We start from the raw sequence: 19,094 nt of genomic DNA on the forward strand, positions 1-19,094 counted from the left end.
TCGCGGATCGGGTGCGCGAGTGCGCGCGGCGCGGCGGGCGCGGTACCCGGCGGTGCGCGGGGCGCGGCGGTGCGCGGGGCGCGGCGGTGCGCGGGGCGCGGCGGTGCGCGTGGCGGTGCGCGGGGCGTGGCGGTGCGCGGGGCGTGGCGGTGGCGCGGGGCGTGGCGGTGGCGCGGGGCGTGGCGGTGGCGCGGGGCGTGGCGGTGTGGGAGTGCGCGCGTGGGGAGATGTGGCTGTGAGGTGTGGGCGTGAGTGAGGGTGCGCGGGAGCTTCTTGCGCTTGATCGGGCGCATGTGTGGCATCCCTACGGGCCGATGCCGGGTCGGAGCGATCCCTATCTCGTGGAGAGCGCCCAAGGCGTTCGGCTCCGGCTCGCCGACGGGCGGGAACTCGTCGACGGGATGTCGTCGTGGTGGGCAGCCATTCATGGGTACCGGCATCCGGTGCTCGATGCGGCCCTCGCCGATCAGGCCGGCCGGATGAGTCACGTCATGTTCGGCGGGCTCACCCACGAGCCGGCTATCGACCTGGCCACCACGCTGGTCGAGCTCTCGCCCGACGGCCTGGAGCACGTCTTTCTGTGTGACTCGGGCTCCGTGGGGGTCGAAGTCGCGATCAAGATGGCGCTTCAGGCGCAGCTCGCGCTCGGGCATCCGGGCCGGCGCCGGCTGCTCACCTGGCGCGGCGGCTACCACGGGGACACGTTCCACCCGATGACCGTGTGCGATCCGGAGGGCGGGATGCACTCGCTCTGGACCGGGGTGCTGCCGGTGCAGGTCTTCGCGGACGTGCCGCCGGCCGAGTTCGACGAGGGTTACGCCGCCGCGCTCACCGCGCTGATCGAGCAGCATGCGCACGAGGTGGCGGCGGTGATCGTCGAGCCGGTGGTGCAGGGGGCCGGGGGGATGCGGTTCCACCATCCGGAGTACCTGCGGGTGCTGCGGGAGGCGACCGCGGCGTACGGAATATTTCTGATCTTCGACGAGATCGCCACCGGGTTCGGGCGGAGCGGGGAGTTTTTCGCGGCCGATCACGCCGGCGTCAGCCCCGACATCATGTGCGTGGGCAAGGCCCTGACGGGTGGTTATCTCACTCTTGCGGCGACCCTGTGCACCTCGGAAGTCGCCGCGGCCATCTCGGCCGGTGCGGGTGGTGGGCTCGCGCACGGGCCGACCTTCATGGGCAACCCGCTCGCCTGCGCGGTCGCCAACGCCTCCCTGGGGCTGCTTCGCGGCGGAGACTGGCGGTCCCGCGTACGGCTGATCGAAAACGGTCTACGGCGTGATCTGGAGCCGCTTCGCGGGGCGCCTGGCGTGGCCGACGTGCGGGTCCTGGGCGCGATCGGAGTGGTGCAGCTCGATCATCCGGTGGACATGGCCAAGGCGACCGCCGCGGCTGTCGACGCCGGGGTCTGGCTGCGGCCGTTCCGGGACCTGATCTACACGATGCCGCCGTATGTGGCGGACGAGGACGACGTGGCCCGCATCGCCGCGGGCATCGCCGCCGCGGCGGCAGCGGGCTGACGCCGAAACCGGGCGGGCTGGCGCCGAAACCGGGCGGGCTGGCGCCGAAACCGGGCGGGCTGGCGCCGAAACCGGGCGGGCTGGCGCCGAAACCGGGCGGGCTGGCGCCGAAACCGGGCGGGCTGACGCCGAAACCCGGCGGGCTGACGCCGAAACCCGGCGGAGTGACGCTGGGACCTCGGTGGGGTGGGCCCGGCATGCCGTCGCGGAGGCGGCGGAACGACGACACCGTCGCGGTAGCGGCGGGCCGACTGAACCGTCGCGATCGCGACGACTGACACGGAAGAGGGAACGCCGCGATGGAGACCTTCGGGAAACGGCTCACGGACGCCATGGGGAAGCGGGGACCGCTCTGTGTCGGCATCGATCCGCACCCCGCTCTGCTGACCCGCTGGGGCCTTACCGATGACGTCGCCGGCCTGGAACGCTTCGCCCGTACGGTGGTCGACGCCCTGGCCGATCGGGTGGCTGTGATGAAGCCGCAGTCCGCGTTTTTTGAGAGATTTGGGTCACGTGGCATCGGCATTCTTGAGTCAACTATCCGACAGTTACAGGAGGCCGGAGCCCTCGTCCTGCTCGACGTGAAGCGCGGCGACATCGGTTCGACGATGGCCGCGTACGCCTCCGCTTATCTTGATCCGTCAAGTTCTTTGAGTGTTGACGCGATTACTCTCAGTCCCTATCTCGGGGTCGGCTCGTTGCAGCCGGCATTCGACCTCGCGGCCGCGAACGGGGCCGGCGTCTTCGTTCTCGCGCTGACGTCCAACCCGGAGGGAGCGAGCGTCCAGCATGCTGTCGCGAACGACGGCCGGACCGTCGCGCAGACCGTGATCGATGAGATTTCCCAGCTCAACAAGGGTGCCCAGCCGCTCGGCAACCTCGGGCTCGTGGTCGGAGCGACGATTGGACGGACCGGTCATGACCTGTCCGAAGTGAACGGTCCACTGCTCGCTCCGGGCCTCGGAGCGCAGGGCGCGACCCCCTCCGACCTGCGCGCGGTCTTCGGCGAAAGCCTGCGCAACGTGCTGCCGTCGTACTCACGCGAAGTTCTCAACGCGGGACCTTCCGTGTCCGAACTTCGGGCCGCGGCAGAGCGCGCCGTGGATGACTGCAGGGCCGCTCTCGGGTGAAACGCGCCTGCTTATCAGGCCCCTGGACAACCGGAGCGGGGGTACCCCCACGTTGCCGAAACCGTCGTTGACCGCTAGTTTTCCCGGCGCCGGGAACCACATGCCCCTTTGGTTCCCTGGCACACCACGTTTCACAGAAGCGCCGGTATTGATCTACCGCCGCGATAGGGACCTGAGGAGAACTGGTGCCGCTCCCGTCACTGAGCCCCGAGCAGCGCGCTGCAGCGCTGGAGAAGGCCGCGGAAGTTCGCAAGGCCCGGGCTGAGCTGAAGGAACAGCTCAAGTCCGGCAAGACCACCCTGGCCGCGGTTCTTGACCGCGCCGAGGGGGACGAGGTCGTCGGCAAGCTGAAGGTCTCGGCCGTGCTTCAGGCGCTGCCGGGCATCGGCAAGATCCGCGCGACGCAGATCATGGAGAAGCTCAAGATCGCTGACAGCCGCCGGCTGCGCGGTCTCGGCGACCAGCAGCGCAAGGCCCTCCTGGGGGAGTTCGCTGCGAACTGACTCATGGGCTCGTGTTGAATGAGCCTTGTGAGCATGGATGACGACGCGCGCCCGGCAGCCCGCCTCACCGTCCTGTCCGGCCCTTCTGGGGTCGGCAAGGACAGCGTGATCGAGCTGATCCGGGCGCGCTCGCCTTGGATCAAGCTCTCTGTGTCGGTGACGACCCGGAAGATGCGCGACTACGAGACCGACGGCGAGCATTACCACTTTGTGAACCGCTCGGAGTTTCAACGACTGATCGACGGCGGTCAGCTCTTGGAGTGGGCCGAGTTCGCCGGGAACCTTTACGGAACCCCGCGGGCCCAGGTCGAGGGCTGGCTGAGCCAGGGCCGTCCGGTCCTGCTCAAGATCGACCTGCATGGCGCGCGCCAGGTGCGTGCCGTCATGCCGGAGGCGCAGCTGGTGTTCCTGGCGCCGCCGAGTGTCGAAGAACTCAAGCGCCGGCTGGTCGGCCGGGGCACCGAGGACGAGGAAACGATTCGTCGCCGGCTGGCTCACGCCGACGAGGAGCTGTCGCACGAGAAGGAATTCGACCGTACGGTCGTCAACGACTTCGTCGAGCGGGCAGCGGACGAGCTGGTAGGATTGCTCGGTTCGTCATTTTTGACACCTGCGCAAGCTCCCGAGCATTAAGGATCTTCCAACAGTGGGAACCATCGCGAACCCCGAAGGCATCACCAACCCGCCGATCGACGAGCTGCTCGACAAGACCTCGTCGAAGTACTCGCTGGTGATCTTCGCGGCCAAGCGCGCCCGCCAGGTGAACGCGTACTACAGCCAGCTCGGTGAGGGCCTGCTGGAGTATGTCGGGCCCCTGGTCGAGACCACCCCGCAGGAGAAGCCGCTCTCCATCGCCATGCGTGAGATCAACGCTGGTCTGCTGACCGCCGAGGCCACGGACAACCCGTAAGCCCCCGGTTATCCACAGCTCTGAGTTATCCACAGCTCTGGCATCTGGTCCCGCGTCCGGTCCTCGGACGCGGGATCATTGCTGTCATGACCGAAGTCGTGCTTGGCGTCTGCGGCGGGATCGCTGCCTACAAGGCCTGTGAGTTGCTCCGTCTGTTCACCGAGTCGGGGCACAGCGTGCGGGTGGTCCCGACCGCCTCGGCGCTGCAGTTCGTCGGGGCGCCGACCTGGGCCGCGCTCTCCGGCAAGCCGGTGGCCACGCAGGTGTGGGACGACGCGCACGAGGTGCCACACGTGCGGATCGGGCGGCAGGCGGAGCTCGTCGTCGTCGCGCCGGCCACCGCCGACATGCTGGCCAAGGCCGCGCACGGCATCGCCGACGATCTGCTGACCAACACGCTTTTAACGGCAACATGCCCGATTGTGTACGCGCCGGCCATGCACACCGAGATGTGGGAGAACCCCGCGACTCGCGCGAACGTGGCCCTTCTCCGCGAGCGTGGCGCAATCGTGATCGAACCGGCCGTCGGTCGCCTCACCGGGGCTGACACCGGCAAGGGGCGGCTGCCGGACCCGTCGGCGATCTTCGAGCGGGCTCTCGGCGTACTCAAGCGGGGTCCGAATTTTGACCTTTCGGGCCGGCATGTGCTGGTGACGGCTGGTGGGACGCGTGAACCCATAGATCCCGTGCGTTTTATCGGAAATCGGTCATCCGGCAAGCAGGGTTATGCCATCGCCAAGGTGGCCGTGGCCCGCGGCGCGCGAGTAACGCTCGTCACTGCGAACGTCGCGCTGGCCGATCCGGCCGGGGCCGAGATCGTCCGCGTCGGCACCACCGAGGAGCTGCGCACGGCGACGGTCAAGGCCGCCGTCGATGCGGACATTGTGGTCATGGCGGCCGCGCCCGCCGATTTCCGGCCGGCCGCGATGGCGCACCAGAAGATCAAAAAGACCGAGGGCGGTGTACCGGAACCTATCGTTCTGGTGACGAACCCGGACATCGCCGCCGAGCTGGGCGCCAACAAACGTCCTGGTCAGGTGTTGGTTGCCTTCGCTGCCGAGACCAACGACGCGCTCGAGCATGCGCGGGTTAAATTGGTCAAGAAACGTGCCGACGTGATCGTCGTCAACGAGGTGGGTGTGGACCGCGTCTTCGGCTCCGACCACAATGAGGTCACGCTGCTTGGGGCCGACGGCAGCACGACGGCCCTCGGTGAACTCCGGAAAGAAGATGTGGCCGATAGGATTTTCGACCACGCCATCACGCTTCTGTAACGCCAGGTCGATGCCGGTGAGACGGCATAGCACCCATGCGTCCTTCGCGGTGCGTGATGACTACACTCTCGCGATACGTTGAAATTCGACAAGCTGAGGAGCACCGTGGCACGCCGCCTGTTCACCTCCGAGTCGGTCACGGAAGGCCACCCGGACAAGATCGCTGACCAGATCAGCGATGGCATTCTCGACGCTCTGCTGGCGCAGGACCCGCGCAGCCGGGTGGCGGTCGAGACGCTCATCACCACCGGCCAGGTGCACGTGGCGGGTGAGGTCACCACCCAGGCGTATGCCGATATCCCGAGCATCGTCCGCGAGACGATCCTGCGCATCGGCTACGACTCGTCCAAGAAGGGCTTCGACGGCGCGTCCTGCGGCGTGAGCGTGTCCATCGGTGCTCAGTCGCCCGACATCGCCCAGGGCGTGGACAGCGCGCTCGAGCTGCGTGCCGGCGACTCCGAGCACATCCTCGACTCGCAGGGCGCCGGCGACCAGGGCATGATGTTCGGCTTCGCCTGCTCGGAGACCCCCGAGCTGATGCCGCTGCCGATCGCCCTCGCGCACCGCCTGGCCCGCCGGCTCTCCGCAGCCCGCAAGGACGGCACGATCCCGTACCTGCGTCCCGACGGAAAGACCCAGGTCACGATCGAGTACGACGGTCTCAAGCCGGTCCGTCTCGACACCGTGGTGGTCTCGTCGCAGCACGCGGCCGACATCTCGCTCGAGTCGCTGCTCACCCCCGACATCCGCGAGCACGTGATCGCGCCCGAGCTCGAGGGCCTGGGCATCGACACCGAGGGCTACCGGCTGCTGGTCAACCCGACCGGCCGCTTCGAGATCGGTGGCCCGATGGGTGACGCCGGCCTCACCGGCCGCAAGATCATCGTCGACACCTACGGCGGCTACGCCCGCCACGGTGGCGGTGCGTTCTCCGGCAAGGACCCGTCCAAGGTGGACCGCTCCGCGGCGTACGCGATGCGCTGGGTTGCCAAGAACGTCGTGGCCGCCGGCCTGGCCGAGCGGTGTGAGGCCCAGGTCGCCTACGCGATCGGCAAGGCGCACCCGGTCTCGCTGTTCGTCGAGACCTTCGGCACCGAAAATGTGCCGGTGGAGCGGATCGAGAAGGCGATCAACGACGTGTTCGACCTGCGTCCCGCCGCGATCATCCGCGACCTCGACCTGCTCCGCCCGATCTACCAGCAGACCGCGGCGTACGGCCACTTCGGCCGGGAGCTGCCCGACCTGCTGTGGGAGAGCACCGACCGGGCGCAGGACCTGAAGAACGCCGCCGCCTGAGTCTGGTTCTTCGACCGGCGCCCCCGAGTTTCTCGGGGGCGCCGTTTCGTTCATGGCTTCGTCGCTGTGACCGCCACGGTGGCGTAGCGCATGACGAAGCTGTCGGCGATGGCGCGTTCGGTTGCCGCGAGCAGTTCATCCATTTTTTCCTTCGGGAGGCGGCTCATCCCGCCGAAGGTGGGCAGCTGGTCCAGCCAGTCCTTCTTCGTGTAGGCGCGCTCCCAGTCGACGCGCCAGCGCTCCGCCCGGGTGAAACATCCGGATTGCTCCAGGCCGCCCTCGGCTGCGGCGAACATCAGGTCGTACGTCTCGAGGATCGGGCGATCGCCCGCCCATACGTTGGGAAAGCCTGACAAAACAGACTCGTAGGTCGTGGCGAACGCTTTCCTTGTCGCGGGTTCGGGCTCGAAGACATTCCAGATCAGGGCGATGCGGCCGGTCGGGTTGAGGAGTTCGGCGGCCTTTGTCGCGCCGGCGATCGGGTCGACCCAGTGCCACGCCTGCGCCGCCACGATCGTGTCGAAGTGGCGGCCCTGGGCGTCCCAGTCCTCGAACTTCGACACCTCGACCTCGAGGCCCTGGCTGCGGGCCTGCTCGGCCATCCGTGGGTCGACGTCGAGGCCGAGCACCTCGCGCTTCTCGGCCTGGAACTGGCGGGCCGCTATGCCGGTGCCGCAGCCGACGTCGAGCACCCGTGGGCCGGGATTATTCGCGGCGATCCGGTGGATCAGCTCCGGGGGATAACTCGGGCGGGCGCGGTCGTAGCGCTCGGCCTCCGCGCCGAACGACTCGGCGGCCTGCCGCTGCTGATGTGACTCGGTCATCGGGCTCACGCTCCTTGCGGCCGTATAGTGGGCACGCGCCCACCTTAAGTGGGCGAGCGCCCACTCGCTACCCCTTCGTCGTTCGGGAGAGACTTCGTGCCAACCGGTGTGGCGCTTCGAGACGTCCGTGAGCAGTTGTTCGCCGCCGCCGAGCGGGTGTTGCTGCGCGACGGGCCGTACCTGCTGACCAGCCGGGCGGTGACCGCCGAGGCCGGGGTGGCCAAGGGCGTGCTGCACCGGCATTTCACGGATTTCGACGACTTCCTGACGGAGTTGGTGCTCAACCGGATCGGCCGGGTCGAGCGGCAGGCCGAGTCGCTGCTGGAGTGGGCCGGTCAGGGCTCGCTGGTGGCCAACCTGGCGACGGCGCTGCAGCAGATCTTCAACCCGGTGGCCGTCGCGATGGTCAGCCTGATCACCTTCCGCGACGATCTGCGCGCGCGGCTCCGGTCGGCGCGCGGACGACCGGGGATTCCGCTGCTGTCCGAGGCCGGCGAGATGGTGGCGGCCTACCTGGCGGCCGAGAAGGAACATGGCCGGCTGGCGCCCGGCGCCGACGTGGAGACGCTGGCCCCGATGGTGATCGGCTCCGGGCATCTGCTGTTCGCCGACCGCAGCGACGCGACGCCGTCACCGGCGGCGGTGGAACGGATGGTGGCAGCCGCGCTGTCGGGCGCCGTGCGCGGTTGAGCCCGCCGATTCCTGTCACACCCCTTCGGCAGAATGTTCCCCGATGACCAGCAAGAGCGCACACAGCGAACGAGTCCCGGCCGAGCGGTTGCCGGTCGCCCGGGTGTGCGTCGACGTGCCCCTCGCCCACCTCGACCGGCCGTTCGACTACCTGGTGGCCGCGGCCGACGACGAGGCGGCGCAGGCGGGGGTGCGGGTCAAGGTCCGGTTCGCGGGGCAGTTGGTGACCGGCTTCCTGCTCGAGCGGATCGAGTCGTCGCCGCACGCCGGCAAGCTGGCCTACCTCGACAAGGTGGTCTCGCCGGAGCGGGTGCTCGACCCGGAGGTGGCGCGGCTGGCGCGAGCGGTCGCCGACCGCTACGCCGGAAACCTCTACGACGTCCTCCGGCTGGCGGTCCCGCCCCGCCACGCCCGCGTCGAGGCGCAGACCACCCCCGACCCCAAGCCGGATTTATCCGACATGGAGGATCCGGCGGGCAGCGCGGCCCCGACCGTCGAGTCGCCAGGCCCAGGAGCTGCGGAGCCGGGTGTTGCGGGAGCTGCGGAGCCGGGTGTTGCGGGAGCTGCGGAGCCGGGTGTTGCGGGAGCTGCGGAGCCGGGTGTTGCGGGAGCTGCGGAGCCGGACGCTGCGAGGGCTGAGGCTGCGCAGGCTGTGGGTTCGGGCGCTGGTTCGGAGGCAGCTGCGGACTCGGGCGACTCGGGCGCGGGCGTGGGGTTGGCGGCGGTTCTGCCAGCGGGGAAAGGGCTGCCTGCCGCTGGGGGGTGGGATTCCTACACGGCGGGGCCGGCTTTTTTGCGGGCGCTCGAAGATGGGCGGGGGGTTCGGGCTGTTTGGGGGGCGCTGCCGGGGGAGGACTGGGCCACGCGGATTGCGGAGGCTGCGGCGGCGACTGTCCGGGCTGGGCTCGGGGCGGTCATCGTGGTGGCGGATGCGCGTGACCTCGAGCGGGTCGATCGGGCGCTGGGGGCGGTCCTCGGGGACGGGCTGCATGTGGCGCTCAATGCGGCGCTCGGGCCGGCTGAGCGATATCGGCGGTTCCTGGCGGCCAGCCGGCATCGGGTGCCGGTTGTCGCCGGAACACGGGCGGCCATGTGGGCGCCGGTCGCCAAGCTGGGGCTTGTCGTCATCTGGGATGACGGCGACGATCTGCACGCCGAGCCGCGAGCGCCCTATCCGCACGCCCGGGAGGTGCTGCTGACGCGGGCCCGGCTGGCTGACTGCGCGGCCATGGTGGCGGGGTATGCCCGCACCGGCGAGGCGCAGCTGCTGCTGGAGACCGGGTGGGCCAAGGAGATCGCGGCCTCGCGGGACGTGCTGCGCAACCGGGTGCCGGCCATCGCACCCACCGGTGACGATCCGCAGCTGGCGCGGGACCCGGGCGCGGCCACCGCGCGGCTGCCCAGCCTGGCCTGGCAGGCCGCTCGGCAGGCGCTGCAGGCGGAGACGCCGGTGCTGGTTCAGGTTCCGCGGCGGGGCTATCTGCCCTCCGTCGCGTGCGCGGAGTGCCGGACGCCGGCGCGGTGCCCGCACTGTTCGGGGCCGCTGTCGCTGGCGGGCGCCCGGGACGTGCCGACCTGCCGCTGGTGCGGGCGGGCGGCTGCCGACTATTCGTGCCCGGCCTGCCACGGGCGCCGGCTGCGGGCGTCGGTGACCGGCGCCAAGCGGACCGCCGAGGAGTTGGGGCGTGCGTTTCCCGAGGTTCCGGTGCGGACCTCGGGGCGGGACGAGATTCTCGGCACGGTGCCGGCCGGGCCGTCCCTGGTGGTCGCCACGCCGGGGGCCGAGCCGGGGGCCGAGGGCGGTTACGGCGCGGTGCTGCTGCTGGATACGTGGGCGCTGCTGACCCGTTCCGATCTGCGGGCGGCCGAGGAGACCATGCGGCGGTGGTTCAACGCGTCGGCGCTGGCCCGGCCGGCCAAGCAGGGCGGCAAGGTGGTCGTGGTGGCCGACGGGTCGCTGGCCACGGTGCAGGCGCTGATCCGGTGGGACCCGGCCTGGTTCGCGACCCGGGAACTGGCGGAGCGGCGCGAGCTGGGCTTCCCGCCGGCCGCGCGGATGGCCAGCCTCACCGGCCTGCCCGCAGCCGTCGCCGAGCTGCTCGGCGCCGCGAAGCTGCCCGACTCGGCCGAGGTGCTCGGCCCGGTCCCGGCCGACGACGAGCAGGAACGCATGCTCGTGCGCACGAACCGTTCGCAGGCCGCGGCGATGGCGGCCGCCCTGCACGAGGCCGCAGCGGTCCGCAGCGCCAAGAAATCCGCCCTCCCGGTTCGCATCGAGATCGATCCGGCAACGATCTTCTGACCGATGAATGCGGGGCGGCGGGGATTGCGTCTGGCGTGGATGATCGGGGGATGGATGCTGGTGAAGCCGCTGGGATTCTGCTTGCGCCGCCCACTGACCGGGAGCCGGATGCCGCCTATGCGGCGTTGCACGCGCACGGGCCGGTGCTGCAGGTCTCGGAGTCGCTCTTTCTTGTTTCCGGCTATGACGCCGTTGATCGGGCGCTGCGTGACTCGGCGATGGAGACGTTCGACAAGGAGCAGCTCGACTCGGCGTGGCCGGGGTGGCGGGAATATCGGGCGATCGCGCTCTTCGCCGATTCGATGCTGCGGTCCAACGCGCCGCACCACACGCGACAGCGCCGGCTCGCGGCGGGTGTTTTCACCGCGCGGCGGGTGGCGGCTCTGCGGGAGACCATCGCCGGGCAGGTCGACGAGTTGCTGGGTGGGCTCACGGCGTACGGCAGCGGGGTGGATCTTGTGGGTCGCCTGGCCTATCCGCTGCCGATTTGGGTGATCACCGCGTTGCTGGGGGTTCCGGAGGCTGATCGTGGGCGGTTCCGGCGGCTGGCCGAGGCGTTGACCGGGGTGCTCGAGCTGCACTGGACCGAGGAGGATCGGGTCAAGGCCGACGCGGCCGCTGACGAGCTCATCGACTACTTCGCGCACCTGGTCGAGCTGCGCCGGGCGGAACCGGCCGATGACCTGGTCACCGCGCTGGCTGCCGCGCACGATGCGGACGGGGAGCGGCTCACCGCCGACGAGTTGCTGGCCAATCTCGCGTTGCTGCTGGTAGCCGGGTTCGAGACGACCACCAACCTGATCGGCAACGGCGTGGTTCTGCTGCACGACCATCCGACGTACGCGGAAAAGCTGCGCGAGGATCAGGAGCTGGCCACGGCGTACGTCGAAGAGATCTTGCGAATTGATGCGCCGGTGCAGCTCACCACCCGGCGGGCCGCCCGGGAGGCGCAGGTTGCGGGGGTTGCCGTGCCGGCCGGGGCCGAGGTCGTGCTGCTGCTCGGCGCCGCCAACCGGGACCCGGGCCGATTCGACCGGCCGGACGTGTTCGATCCGACCCGGGCGGGGCCATCGCCGCTGTCGTTCGGCGCCGGTGTGCATTACTGCCTCGGTGCGCCGCTGGCCCGGATGGAAGCGCAGGTGGCGCTGTCGGCGCTGCTGCGGCGTTTTCCCGATCTCGCCCTTGCGGCCCGGCCGGTGCGTCGCGCCCGGATGAACCTGCGCGGCTGGCGCGAGCTCCCGGTCACGCTGGCGAGATGATCCGGTCGGCGACTCCGTAGGATAGGAGGCTGCCCGCCCCGCAATGATTGTCAGGAGTACCGCCGCGTGACCGTTCAGCCCATCCGTCTCTTCGGTGATCCGGTGCTGCGGACGCCGGCCGATCCCGTCGTCGATTTCGACAAGGAACTGCGTTATCTCGTCCGGGATCTGGTCGAGACCATGCAGGACGAGGGTGGCGCCGGCTTGGCCGCGCCTCAGCTCGGTGTCGGGCTGCGGGTCTTCACGTTCGACGTCGACGACGTCGTGGGGCACATCATCAACCCGGCGCTGAGCTTCCCCGACGAGGAGGAGCAGGACGGGCCCGAGGGTTGCCTCTCCATCCCGGGCATCTACATCGACACCAAGCGCCGGCAAAACGTCGTGGCCAACGGCTTCAACGAGCATGGCGATCCGATCCAGTTGGTCGGCACCGGTCTGATGGCTCGGTGTGTGCAGCACGAGACCGATCACCTCGACGGCGTTCTCTTCCTGGACCGGCTCGATTCGACCGGCCGCAAAGAGGCGATGAAGCAAATCAGAGCAGCCGAGTGGTACGACGCGGGGGCGGCCCCGACGATCAAGGAGAGCCCGCACAGTCGCGGCATCTTCGGCCTGGGGCGGTGACCGGATGCGCCTGATCTTCGCCGGCACGCCGGCCGTGACGCTGCCCGCTCTGGATGCGCTGGCGGCTTCAAAGCATGAGCTTCTCGCCGTCGTCACCCGCCCGGATGCGCCGGCCGGTCGGGGCCGCCGTCTGCTCCGATCGCCCGCGGCCGCCTGGGCCGACGAGCGTGGCATCGAGGTGCTGACGCCGGCGAAGCCCCGGGAGCCAGAGTTCCAGGAGCGGCTGAAGGAGCTGGCTCCGGACTGCGCGCCGGTCGTCGCCTACGGCGCGCTGGTGCCGCCGAGCGCCCTCGAGATCCCCAAGCACGGCTGGGTCAACCTGCACTTCTCGCTGCTGCCGGCCTGGCGTGGCGCGGCGCCGGTGCAGCACGCGGTGCTGCACGGCGACGAGGTGACCGGGGCCAGCGTGTTCGAGCTGGAGGCGGGCCTCGACACCGGCCCGGTCTACGGCACCCTCACCGAGGACATCCGGCCCGCCGACACCTCCGGTGACCTGCTCGGACGGCTCGCCGTCTCGGGCGCGGGCCTGCTCGTGGCGGTGCTCGACGCGATCGAGGCCGGCACCGCGGTGGCGCACCCGCAGCCGGGCGACGGGGTGTCGTTCGCGCCGAAGCTGACCGTCGAGGACGCGCAGATCCGCTGGTCGGACCCGTCGTTCGCGGTGGACAGGCGGATCCGGGCGTGCACGCCGGCGCCAGGCGCCTGGACGACGTTCCGATCGGACCGGGTCAAGCTCGGTCCGGTGAAGCCGATCGCCAATGGTCCGGCCCTCGCCCCTGGCGATCTCCTCGTGGAGCGCAGCCAGGTGCTCGTGGGCACGGCCACCACACCCGTTGCGCTCGGCGAGGTGCGCGCGGCCGGAAAGAAGGCGATGGCGGCCACCGACTGGGCTCGCGGCTCGCGGATCCAGTCAGGGGAGAAATTCGAATGACTTCGCATCAGGCAGATCGGCCGCGTGGGTCCGGAAGACCTCGCGGGGCCGCAGGTCCGGGCTATGCCCGCGACGATCGCACGGGCCGGGCTCCGCGAGGCGGTCGCCCTCCGTCGGATCCGGCACGGCAGGCTGCGTACGAGGCGATCGCCGCCGTTCACCGCGACGACGCGTACGCGAATCTCGTGCTCTCCGACATCCTCCGCGACATGGGGCTGAGCGGTCGCGACGCCGCGTTCGCCACCGAGCTGACCTACGGCACCCTGCGCGCGCTCGGCACCCTCGACCTGATCGTGGCCGACGCGGCGGGCCGTGACGTGGCCCGCATCGACCCGCCCGCCCGCGACGCCCTGCGGCTCGGCGCCTACCAGTTGCTGCACACCCGGGTGCCGGCGCACGCGGCGGTCAACCAGACCGTCGACCTGGTGCGGTCGGTGGCGCCGGGTGCGGCCGGCTTCGCCAACGCGGTGATGCGCACGATCTCCGAGACGTCGTTCGAGGACTGGATCGCGAAGCTCGCCCCGGCCTACGACGAGGACCCGGTCGGGAACCTGTCGGTGGTGCACAACCACCCGCAGTGGATCATCCGGGCCTTCTCCGAGGCGCTCGGTGGCGACCTGGACGACACCGCCCGGCTGCTGATCGAGGACAACCAGGCGCCGACCGTGCACCTGTGCGCGCGCCCGGGCCGGGCCGAGGCGGTCGAGCTGGCCGACGAGGTGGGCGGGCAGCCGGGGGCATTCTCGCCGTACGCGGTGTACCTCAACGGCGGCTCGCCGCGCGAGCTGGCCGCGATCCACGACGGTCGCGCGCACGTTCAGGACGAGGGCTCCCAGCTGGTCGCGGCCGCGCTGCTGGCCGCGCCGATCGAGGGCCGGGACACCCGCTGGCTCGACCTCTGCGCCGGGCCGGGTGGCAAGGCCGGCCTGCTCGGGTCGATCGCCGCGTCGCGGGGCGCCGAGGTGACCGCGGTCGAGGTGGCCGAGCACCGGGCCCGGCTGGTCGAGCACGCCACCGAGGGCATGCCGGTGACCGTGCTGCCGATGGACGGCCGTTCGGTGGGGCGCGATCCCGACCTGCCGGAGGAGTCGTTCGACCGGGTGCTGGTCGACGCGCCGTGCACCGGCCTGGGCTCGCTGCGACGCCGGCCCGAGGCACGCTGGCGGCGGCAGCCGTCCGATCTGCCGGCGCTGACGAAACTGCAGCGGGAACTCCTGGTGGCCGCGCTGCGAGCGGTCCGTCCGGGCGGCCTGGTGGCGTATGTGACGTGTTCCCCGCACCAGGTGGAGACACAGGTGACGGTCACCGAGGGGGCCCGGCGCAGCGGCGTCGAGGCCGACTTCGTCGACGCCCGCACCCTGCTGCCGCCGGGCATGCCGAAGCTGGGCCCCGGCCCGACGGTGCAGTTGTGGCCGCACCGCCACGGCACCGACGCGATGTTCCTGGCCGTCCTGCGCCGCACGGCCTAGTTTTTCGGCCTCTCGAGGGCCGCGAGGTGATGCAGCACGCCGCCGGTCCAGGGTGGGAAGCCGGCGGCGAGGACCGAGGCGACATCGGCGCCGGCCGGGTCGACGACCAGGCCGGCGTCGAGCGCGCGGTGGACGGCGGCGGCCATCGCGTCCGGGTCCGGGCCGGCGTCGAGCAGTGTCTGGACGAATGACGTCGCGCCGGCGCGGATCACGACCGGGATGCCGCCCTGGGCGCGGACCTCAGCGGCCGCGTCGTCGTCGGTGACCTCGACGACGGGCGCGTCCGGCGCGAAGAAGACGGCGGCCAGCGGGTTCGCGACGACCTGCGGGAACCCTTTCGGCCCAGTGGTCGCCGCGGTGGGTCCGGCCACTGTGCGCATGGCGTAGAAGAGATGACTCAGCGCGGGAAACTCCGGGGCGCTCAGCAGCGGGCGGAAGGCGGCAGTCTCGATCTCGAAGGCGTCGTCGATCGGTGCTGCCGCGCTGCGGACCGCGACGTCGAGAACCGCGGCGAGTGCCCGGACCGGCGAGCCCGCCGACCGGCGGCGGACCTCGTCGGCGAGTCCCGGAGGTTCCTCGGCCCCGCCCGGAATCCGGTAGCCGGGTCGCTCCCAGCGCTGGGTGAACGGGCCGGCCGGCTGGGCCAGCACCCAGGCGCGGGCGGCCGCCACCACGTCGTCGGCGAGATCGTCCACCAGGCCCGCGACCAGCGCCTGCGCCGGGTGGAACGTGGTGCCCGGGCCGACGATGTCGAGCACGGTCGCGGCGATGCCGGCCATCCGGGTCACCCGCACCACGCCGCCACCGCCGGGCATGATGCCCATCCCGGTCTCGGCCAGCGCCCAGACCACCGAGGGATCGCGCGGCCCGACCCGGTGGTGGCAGGCCAGCGCGAGCTCGAAGCCGCCGCCCAGTGCCGAGCCGTTGAGCGCCGCGGCGACCGGCCGCCCCAGCGTCTCGAGCCGGCGCGCCTGATCACGCAGCGGGACCAGCAGGCCGTACGTCTCGGCTGCCTCGTCCGGGGTGATCTCGCCCGGGACGAACTCCGGGCCGGCGATGAACGAGCGCTTCGCCGACGTGAGCACCACGCCACGCAGCTGGTCGAGCCGGCCGGAAAGGTCGTCGAGGCAGGCGGCGAGCCCGTCGTGGTGCCGCCGGTTGAGCATGTTGGCCGCGCGGCCGGGATCGTCGAGGGTCACGGTCACGACGCCGTCGGCGTCCCACATCCAGCGGGCCGAGCCCAACTGTTGGAGATTCGTCATACCGTCAAGCTAGCCAATTGTTGGATGAACATCCAACGGTAGTCTTGGGGCATGGCGGACGACGAGGATGCGGCTCTGGTCGATGTGCTGCGCGCCGTCGCCGACCCCATCCGGTTGCGCATCGTGCAGACGCTCGCCGACGGCCGGGCGCACGGCAAATGTGGCACTCACTGGGATTTCGGGGTGCACAAATCGACCATGACCCACCACTTCCGCATCCTTCGCGAGGCGGGGCTGACGCGCACCACGGTGACCGGCCGCACGCACACCATCGAGCTGCGCCGCGACGAGCTGGACGCCCGCTTCCCGGGCCTGATCGCGGCCCTGGCCAATCAGTTCGAGTAGTGGATCTTCAACTTCGACGGGCCGGCGTTGCGGTACGAGCCGGTCATCTTCTCGCCGTTGAGCCACAGGAAGCAGCGGATCGCCCGGTCGCCCATCTGCCAGGCGGTGTCGTCCGGTGGGAAGCCCAGCCAGCCGATCCGGCTCTCCAGGTTGCTGTCGTCGCGCAGACCGGTGAACTTGGCGATCGCCTTGTCACAGCCGTCGGCCAGGGCGTCGCTGCTGATGTCGTCGGAGTTCTTCGCGGTGGTGGCGAAGAGGCCGGCGAACTCGGCGGTGTGAGTGGTCGCGCAGGCCACCGGGTGCATCTCGGTGACCGACTCGCCGTCGATGGTGGGGTTGGCGCAGGCCATCCGCAGTTTGCCGCCCGCCTTGACGGCGCCCTTCATGGTGGCCGAGCGGCGCACCAGGGCGCCGTCGACCGGTGACGTCTCGGCCACGTCGCAGCGGACCCAGTGAGCGCCGCCGGCCAGCGCCTCCTTGCCGGGCAGCACCGGCTGCAGCACCACCCAGCCGGTGCGCCAGTCGGCGCCGAGGAACGTGGTGGCCTGCTTCGAGCAGGCGGCGAACGCCTGCGAGAGGCCGGCGTTCGCCACGTCGGTGACCGCGATCGTCTCGACCAGGTGCGGGTCGGTGCAGGGCACCGGGGAGTAGTCGTCGGCGGTGCCGGTCTGAGTCAGCTCGGCGTGGCAGGTGCCGGCGGCGGGGCGGAACTGGGTGGCGGCCGCCATCGGCTGCCAGCCGTTGGTGAGATCGCCGTCGACCCCGGCCGGAAGCCCGGAGCAGCCGGCGAGGAGCCCGGCACAACCGGCGAGGAGCGTGCACGCCAGCACGGCCAACGCCCACCGTCGCATCGGTCGCCTCCCAGCCCTGTCTCGGACGCGCCACTCTATCGGGTGTCCCGGGCCGGTTATCCACAGCCCGCGAGGAGTCGGAGCCCGGCCACGCCCGAAGCCCTAGACTTCCCCTCGTGAGCGCAAAGCCGATCATCGCCCCGAGCATCCTGGCCGCCGATTTCTCCCGTCTCGCCGACGAGGTGGGCGCCATCGAGGGTGCGGCCGACTGGGTGCACGTCGACGTCATGGACAACCACTTCGTGCCCAACCTGACGATCGGGTTGCCGGTGGTGCAGAGCCTGCGCAAGGCCACCGCCATCCCGTTCGACGTGCATCTGATGATCACCGATCCGGAGCGGTGGGCGCCGGGTTACGCGGAGGCGGGCGCTTACAACGTGACGTTCCACGCCGAGGCCTGCGACAACCCGGTGGCCCTGGCCAAGACGCTGCGCGCCGCCGGTGCCAAGGCCGGGCTGGCGATCGACCGGGACACGTCGGTGGAGCCGTACCTGGAGCTGCTTCCCTACGTCGACACCGTCCTGATCATGACGATCAAGGCCGGCTTCGGCGGGCAGAAGTTCATGCCCGAAATGCTGGAGAAGGTGCGCGACGTGCGCCGCCGGATCACCGCGAAAGATCTGTCGGTCCGCCTCGAGGTCGACGGCGGCATCGCGGCCGACACCATCGCCCAGGCGGCCGAGGCGGGGGCCGACGCGTTCGTCGCCGGCACCGCGGTGTACGGGGCGGAGGACCCGGCCGAGGCGATTCGCAAACTTCGGGCGCTGGCCGTGGAGGCGCAGTCGGCCGCATGATGGATCGGCCAACAGCAACGAGCGGGGAGACCGGATGAGCACCGGCGTGGTGCGGCACAGCGCGGAAGACCTCGGGGCCGACCCGGAGGATCGTCCTGACCTGATCCTGGTGGTCGACGACGACCAGGACATCGCGGGTTTCGTCGAGTTCAACCTCAAGGTTCAAGGCTACGAGGTGATCCGGGCCGGCGACGGCGAGGAAGCGCTCCAGATCATGGAGAACAAGCGCCCCGATCTGGCCGTGGTCGACTGGATGATGCCGGGCATGGACGGTGTCGAGCTGACCCGCCAGTTGCGCGCCGAGCCGCTCACCTCCGCCCTCCCGGTGATCATGCTGACCGCCAAGGGGATGACCGTCGACAAGGTCGTCGGTCTGACCGCCGGCGTCGACGATTACCTGGTCAAGCCGTTCGACACCGCCGAGCTGATCGCCCGGGTCGCCTCCACGCTGCGGCGCAACAAGGAGTTCCGCGAGGTGTCCCCGCTGACCGGTCTGCCCGGCAACGCGCGGGTGCGGCGCGAGGTCAACGACCGGATGAAGGCCGGCGGCGAATACTCGGTGGGTTACATCGACATCGACCGCTTCAAGAGCGTCAACGATGTGTATGGTTTCGACCGTGGCGACGAATTCATCACCTCGCTGGCCCGCAGCCTGCACAAGGCGAGCGCCGCGATCGGCAAGCCGTCGATCTTCCTCGGCCACATCGGCGGCGACGACTTCGTCTTCATCTGCACCCCCGAGCAGGTGCTGCCGCTGACCCAGGCCACGGTGACCGACTTCGAGCAGGCCGCCGACCGGCTCTACGACCCGAAGGACGCCGAGCGCGGCTACATCGAAGTCCCCGACCGGCGCGGCAACAAGAACCGCGCCGCCCTGGTCACCCTGTCGATCGGGGTCGCCCAGGCGACGCTCGAGGGCCGCAAGTTCGCCGACCCGCGGGTGGTCATCGCGGTCGCGTCGGAGATGAAGAAGGTCGCAAAGTCCCAGCCCGGGTCATATGTGGCGATCGATCGCCGCCGTGCCGACTCGGACGAGGAAGACTAGGTCAATTCCGCCCTACAAGATGTGAGATGGCTCGCGGGGCACTTGCAAAGTCGATCGCGCGT

General features: G+C 70.5%; 19 protein-coding genes. 16 read left to right on the forward strand and 3 right to left on the reverse strand.

Features of this window, described 5'->3' with window-relative positions:
• Positions 1 to 248 precede the first annotated feature (248 nt).
• The 7 genes from AB0E90_RS24360 to metK all read left to right on the forward strand — a co-directional run bounded on the left by AB0E90_RS24360 (position 249) and on the right by metK (position 6,636).
• The gene (locus tag AB0E90_RS24360; RefSeq protein ID WP_360409781.1) at positions 249 to 1,523 is read left to right on the forward strand and encodes an adenosylmethionine--8-amino-7-oxononanoate transaminase; all 1,275 of its coding nucleotides are present in this window, start codon (positions 249 to 251) and stop codon (positions 1,521 to 1,523) included.
• Positions 1,524 to 1,822: 299 nt separating this feature from the next.
• Positions 1,823 to 2,653 (forward strand): orotidine-5'-phosphate decarboxylase, encoded by an 831-nt coding sequence (gene pyrF, locus AB0E90_RS24365; protein WP_360409784.1) that lies wholly within the window; start codon positions 1,823 to 1,825, stop codon positions 2,651 to 2,653.
• A 185-nt stretch (positions 2,654 to 2,838) separates the two neighbouring features.
• Complete coding sequence (mihF, locus tag AB0E90_RS24370; protein ID WP_203797403.1) at positions 2,839 to 3,156, forward strand: integration host factor, actinobacterial type; 318 nt, start codon at positions 2,839 to 2,841, stop codon at positions 3,154 to 3,156.
• 33 nt (positions 3,157 to 3,189) lie between these two features.
• The gene (gmk, locus tag AB0E90_RS24375; RefSeq protein ID WP_360409787.1) at positions 3,190 to 3,789 is read left to right on the forward strand and encodes a guanylate kinase; all 600 of its coding nucleotides are present in this window, start codon (positions 3,190 to 3,192) and stop codon (positions 3,787 to 3,789) included.
• 13 nt (positions 3,790 to 3,802) lie between these two features.
• A complete protein-coding gene (gene rpoZ, locus AB0E90_RS24380; RefSeq protein WP_015623990.1) occupies positions 3,803 to 4,066 on the forward strand; it encodes a DNA-directed RNA polymerase subunit omega in 264 nt (87 codons plus the stop codon).
• An 86-nt stretch (positions 4,067 to 4,152) separates the two neighbouring features.
• Positions 4,153 to 5,340, forward strand: a complete 1,188-nt coding sequence (gene coaBC, locus AB0E90_RS24385) for a bifunctional phosphopantothenoylcysteine decarboxylase/phosphopantothenate--cysteine ligase CoaBC (protein WP_360409790.1) — start codon at positions 4,153 to 4,155, stop codon at positions 5,338 to 5,340.
• A 105-nt stretch (positions 5,341 to 5,445) separates the two neighbouring features.
• Positions 5,446 to 6,636 carry a methionine adenosyltransferase gene (gene metK / locus AB0E90_RS24390; protein ID WP_360409793.1) on the forward strand — a complete coding sequence of 397 codons (1,191 nt, stop codon included), beginning with the start codon at positions 5,446 to 5,448 and terminating at the stop codon, positions 6,634 to 6,636.
• Positions 6,637 to 6,686: 50 nt separating this feature from the next.
• On the opposite strand, the gene AB0E90_RS24395 is transcribed toward metK, so the two are convergent.
• Positions 6,687 to 7,460 (reverse strand): class I SAM-dependent methyltransferase, encoded by a 774-nt coding sequence (locus AB0E90_RS24395; RefSeq protein WP_360409796.1) that lies wholly within the window; start codon positions 7,458 to 7,460, stop codon positions 6,687 to 6,689.
• 96 nt (positions 7,461 to 7,556) lie between these two features.
• Between AB0E90_RS24395 and AB0E90_RS24400 the strand changes: the two genes are divergently transcribed.
• The 6 genes from AB0E90_RS24400 to AB0E90_RS24425 all read left to right on the forward strand — a co-directional run bounded on the left by AB0E90_RS24400 (position 7,557) and on the right by AB0E90_RS24425 (position 14,735).
• Positions 7,557 to 8,150, forward strand: a complete 594-nt coding sequence (locus AB0E90_RS24400; protein ID WP_360409799.1) for a TetR/AcrR family transcriptional regulator — start codon at positions 7,557 to 7,559, stop codon at positions 8,148 to 8,150.
• Positions 8,151 to 8,193: 43 nt separating this feature from the next.
• A complete protein-coding gene (locus AB0E90_RS24405) occupies positions 8,194 to 10,452 on the forward strand; it encodes a primosomal protein N' (RefSeq protein ID WP_360409802.1) in 2,259 nt (752 codons plus the stop codon).
• Positions 10,453 to 10,502: 50 nt separating this feature from the next.
• Positions 10,503 to 11,711, forward strand: a complete 1,209-nt coding sequence (locus tag AB0E90_RS24410) for a cytochrome P450 (RefSeq protein WP_360409805.1) — start codon at positions 10,503 to 10,505, stop codon at positions 11,709 to 11,711.
• Positions 11,712 to 11,777: 66 nt separating this feature from the next.
• The gene (gene def / locus AB0E90_RS24415; protein ID WP_360409808.1) at positions 11,778 to 12,335 is read left to right on the forward strand and encodes a peptide deformylase; all 558 of its coding nucleotides are present in this window, start codon (positions 11,778 to 11,780) and stop codon (positions 12,333 to 12,335) included.
• 4 nt (positions 12,336 to 12,339) lie between these two features.
• Positions 12,340 to 13,266, forward strand: a complete 927-nt coding sequence (fmt, locus tag AB0E90_RS24420) for a methionyl-tRNA formyltransferase (RefSeq protein WP_360409811.1) — start codon at positions 12,340 to 12,342, stop codon at positions 13,264 to 13,266.
• A complete protein-coding gene (locus tag AB0E90_RS24425; RefSeq protein WP_360409814.1) occupies positions 13,263 to 14,735 on the forward strand; it encodes a transcription antitermination factor NusB in 1,473 nt (490 codons plus the stop codon). The genes fmt and AB0E90_RS24425 overlap by 4 nt, the downstream gene beginning before the upstream one ends.
• Here AB0E90_RS24425 and AB0E90_RS24430 read toward each other — a convergent pair.
• Positions 14,732 to 15,997, reverse strand: a complete 1,266-nt coding sequence (locus AB0E90_RS24430) for an enoyl-CoA hydratase-related protein (RefSeq protein WP_360409817.1) — start codon at positions 15,995 to 15,997, stop codon at positions 14,732 to 14,734. The genes AB0E90_RS24425 and AB0E90_RS24430 overlap by 4 nt on opposite strands.
• Before the next feature lie 51 nt (positions 15,998 to 16,048).
• Here AB0E90_RS24430 and AB0E90_RS24435 point away from each other — a divergent pair, with 51 nt between their 5' ends.
• Positions 16,049 to 16,342, forward strand: coding sequence for a helix-turn-helix transcriptional regulator (locus tag AB0E90_RS24435; protein ID WP_360409820.1), 294 nt, complete (start codon positions 16,049 to 16,051; stop codon positions 16,340 to 16,342).
• On the opposite strand, the gene AB0E90_RS24440 is transcribed toward AB0E90_RS24435, so the two are convergent.
• On the reverse strand, positions 16,330 to 17,193 hold the full coding sequence (locus tag AB0E90_RS24440) for a septum formation family protein (RefSeq protein ID WP_360409822.1): 864 nt from the start codon (positions 17,191 to 17,193) through the stop codon (positions 16,330 to 16,332). The genes AB0E90_RS24435 and AB0E90_RS24440 overlap by 13 nt on opposite strands.
• Before the next feature lie 116 nt (positions 17,194 to 17,309).
• Between AB0E90_RS24440 and rpe the strand changes: the two genes are divergently transcribed.
• Both rpe and AB0E90_RS24450 read left to right on the forward strand, forming a co-directional pair.
• Positions 17,310 to 17,987, forward strand: coding sequence for a ribulose-phosphate 3-epimerase (gene rpe, locus AB0E90_RS24445; RefSeq protein WP_360409825.1), 678 nt, complete (start codon positions 17,310 to 17,312; stop codon positions 17,985 to 17,987).
• Between the two features lie 34 nt (positions 17,988 to 18,021).
• Positions 18,022 to 19,032: a response regulator gene (locus AB0E90_RS24450; RefSeq protein WP_360409828.1), complete on the forward strand. Its 1,011-nt coding sequence runs from the start codon at positions 18,022 to 18,024 to the stop codon at positions 19,030 to 19,032.
• The last annotated feature ends 62 nt before the right edge of the window (positions 19,033 to 19,094 follow it).

It is taken from the genome of Actinoplanes sp. NPDC026619 (genome assembly GCF_040638295.1).
Classification (GTDB): Bacteria; Actinomycetota; Actinomycetes; order Mycobacteriales; family Micromonosporaceae; genus Actinoplanes.

Bases quoted from the DNA above. Each gene is read 5' to 3' on its own strand.
- AB0E90_RS24405 (WP_360409802.1), top strand. From the start codon at position 8,194: ATGACCAGCAAGAGCGCACACAGCGAACGAGTCCCGGCCGAGCGGTTG.
- AB0E90_RS24435 (WP_360409820.1), top strand. From the start codon at position 16,049: ATGGCGGACGACGAGGATGCGGCTCTGGTCGATGTGCTGCGCGCCGTC.
- pyrF (WP_360409784.1), top strand. From the start codon at position 1,823: ATGGAGACCTTCGGGAAACGGCTCACGGACGCCATGGGGAAGCGGGGA.
- coaBC (WP_360409790.1), top strand. From the start codon at position 4,153: ATGACCGAAGTCGTGCTTGGCGTCTGCGGCGGGATCGCTGCCTACAAG.
- gmk (WP_360409787.1), top strand. From the start codon at position 3,190: ATGGATGACGACGCGCGCCCGGCAGCCCGCCTCACCGTCCTGTCCGGC.
- AB0E90_RS24430 (WP_360409817.1), bottom strand. From the start codon at position 15,997: ATGACGAATCTCCAACAGTTGGGCTCGGCCCGCTGGATGTGGGACGCC.
- fmt (WP_360409811.1), top strand. From the start codon at position 12,340: ATGCGCCTGATCTTCGCCGGCACGCCGGCCGTGACGCTGCCCGCTCTG.
- AB0E90_RS24425 (WP_360409814.1), top strand. From the start codon at position 13,263: ATGACTTCGCATCAGGCAGATCGGCCGCGTGGGTCCGGAAGACCTCGC.
- AB0E90_RS24395 (WP_360409796.1), bottom strand. From the start codon at position 7,460: ATGACCGAGTCACATCAGCAGCGGCAGGCCGCCGAGTCGTTCGGCGCG.
- AB0E90_RS24450 (WP_360409828.1), top strand. From the start codon at position 18,022: ATGAGCACCGGCGTGGTGCGGCACAGCGCGGAAGACCTCGGGGCCGAC.
- AB0E90_RS24440 (WP_360409822.1), bottom strand. From the start codon at position 17,193: ATGCGACGGTGGGCGTTGGCCGTGCTGGCGTGCACGCTCCTCGCCGGT.
- AB0E90_RS24410 (WP_360409805.1), top strand. From the start codon at position 10,503: ATGGATGCTGGTGAAGCCGCTGGGATTCTGCTTGCGCCGCCCACTGAC.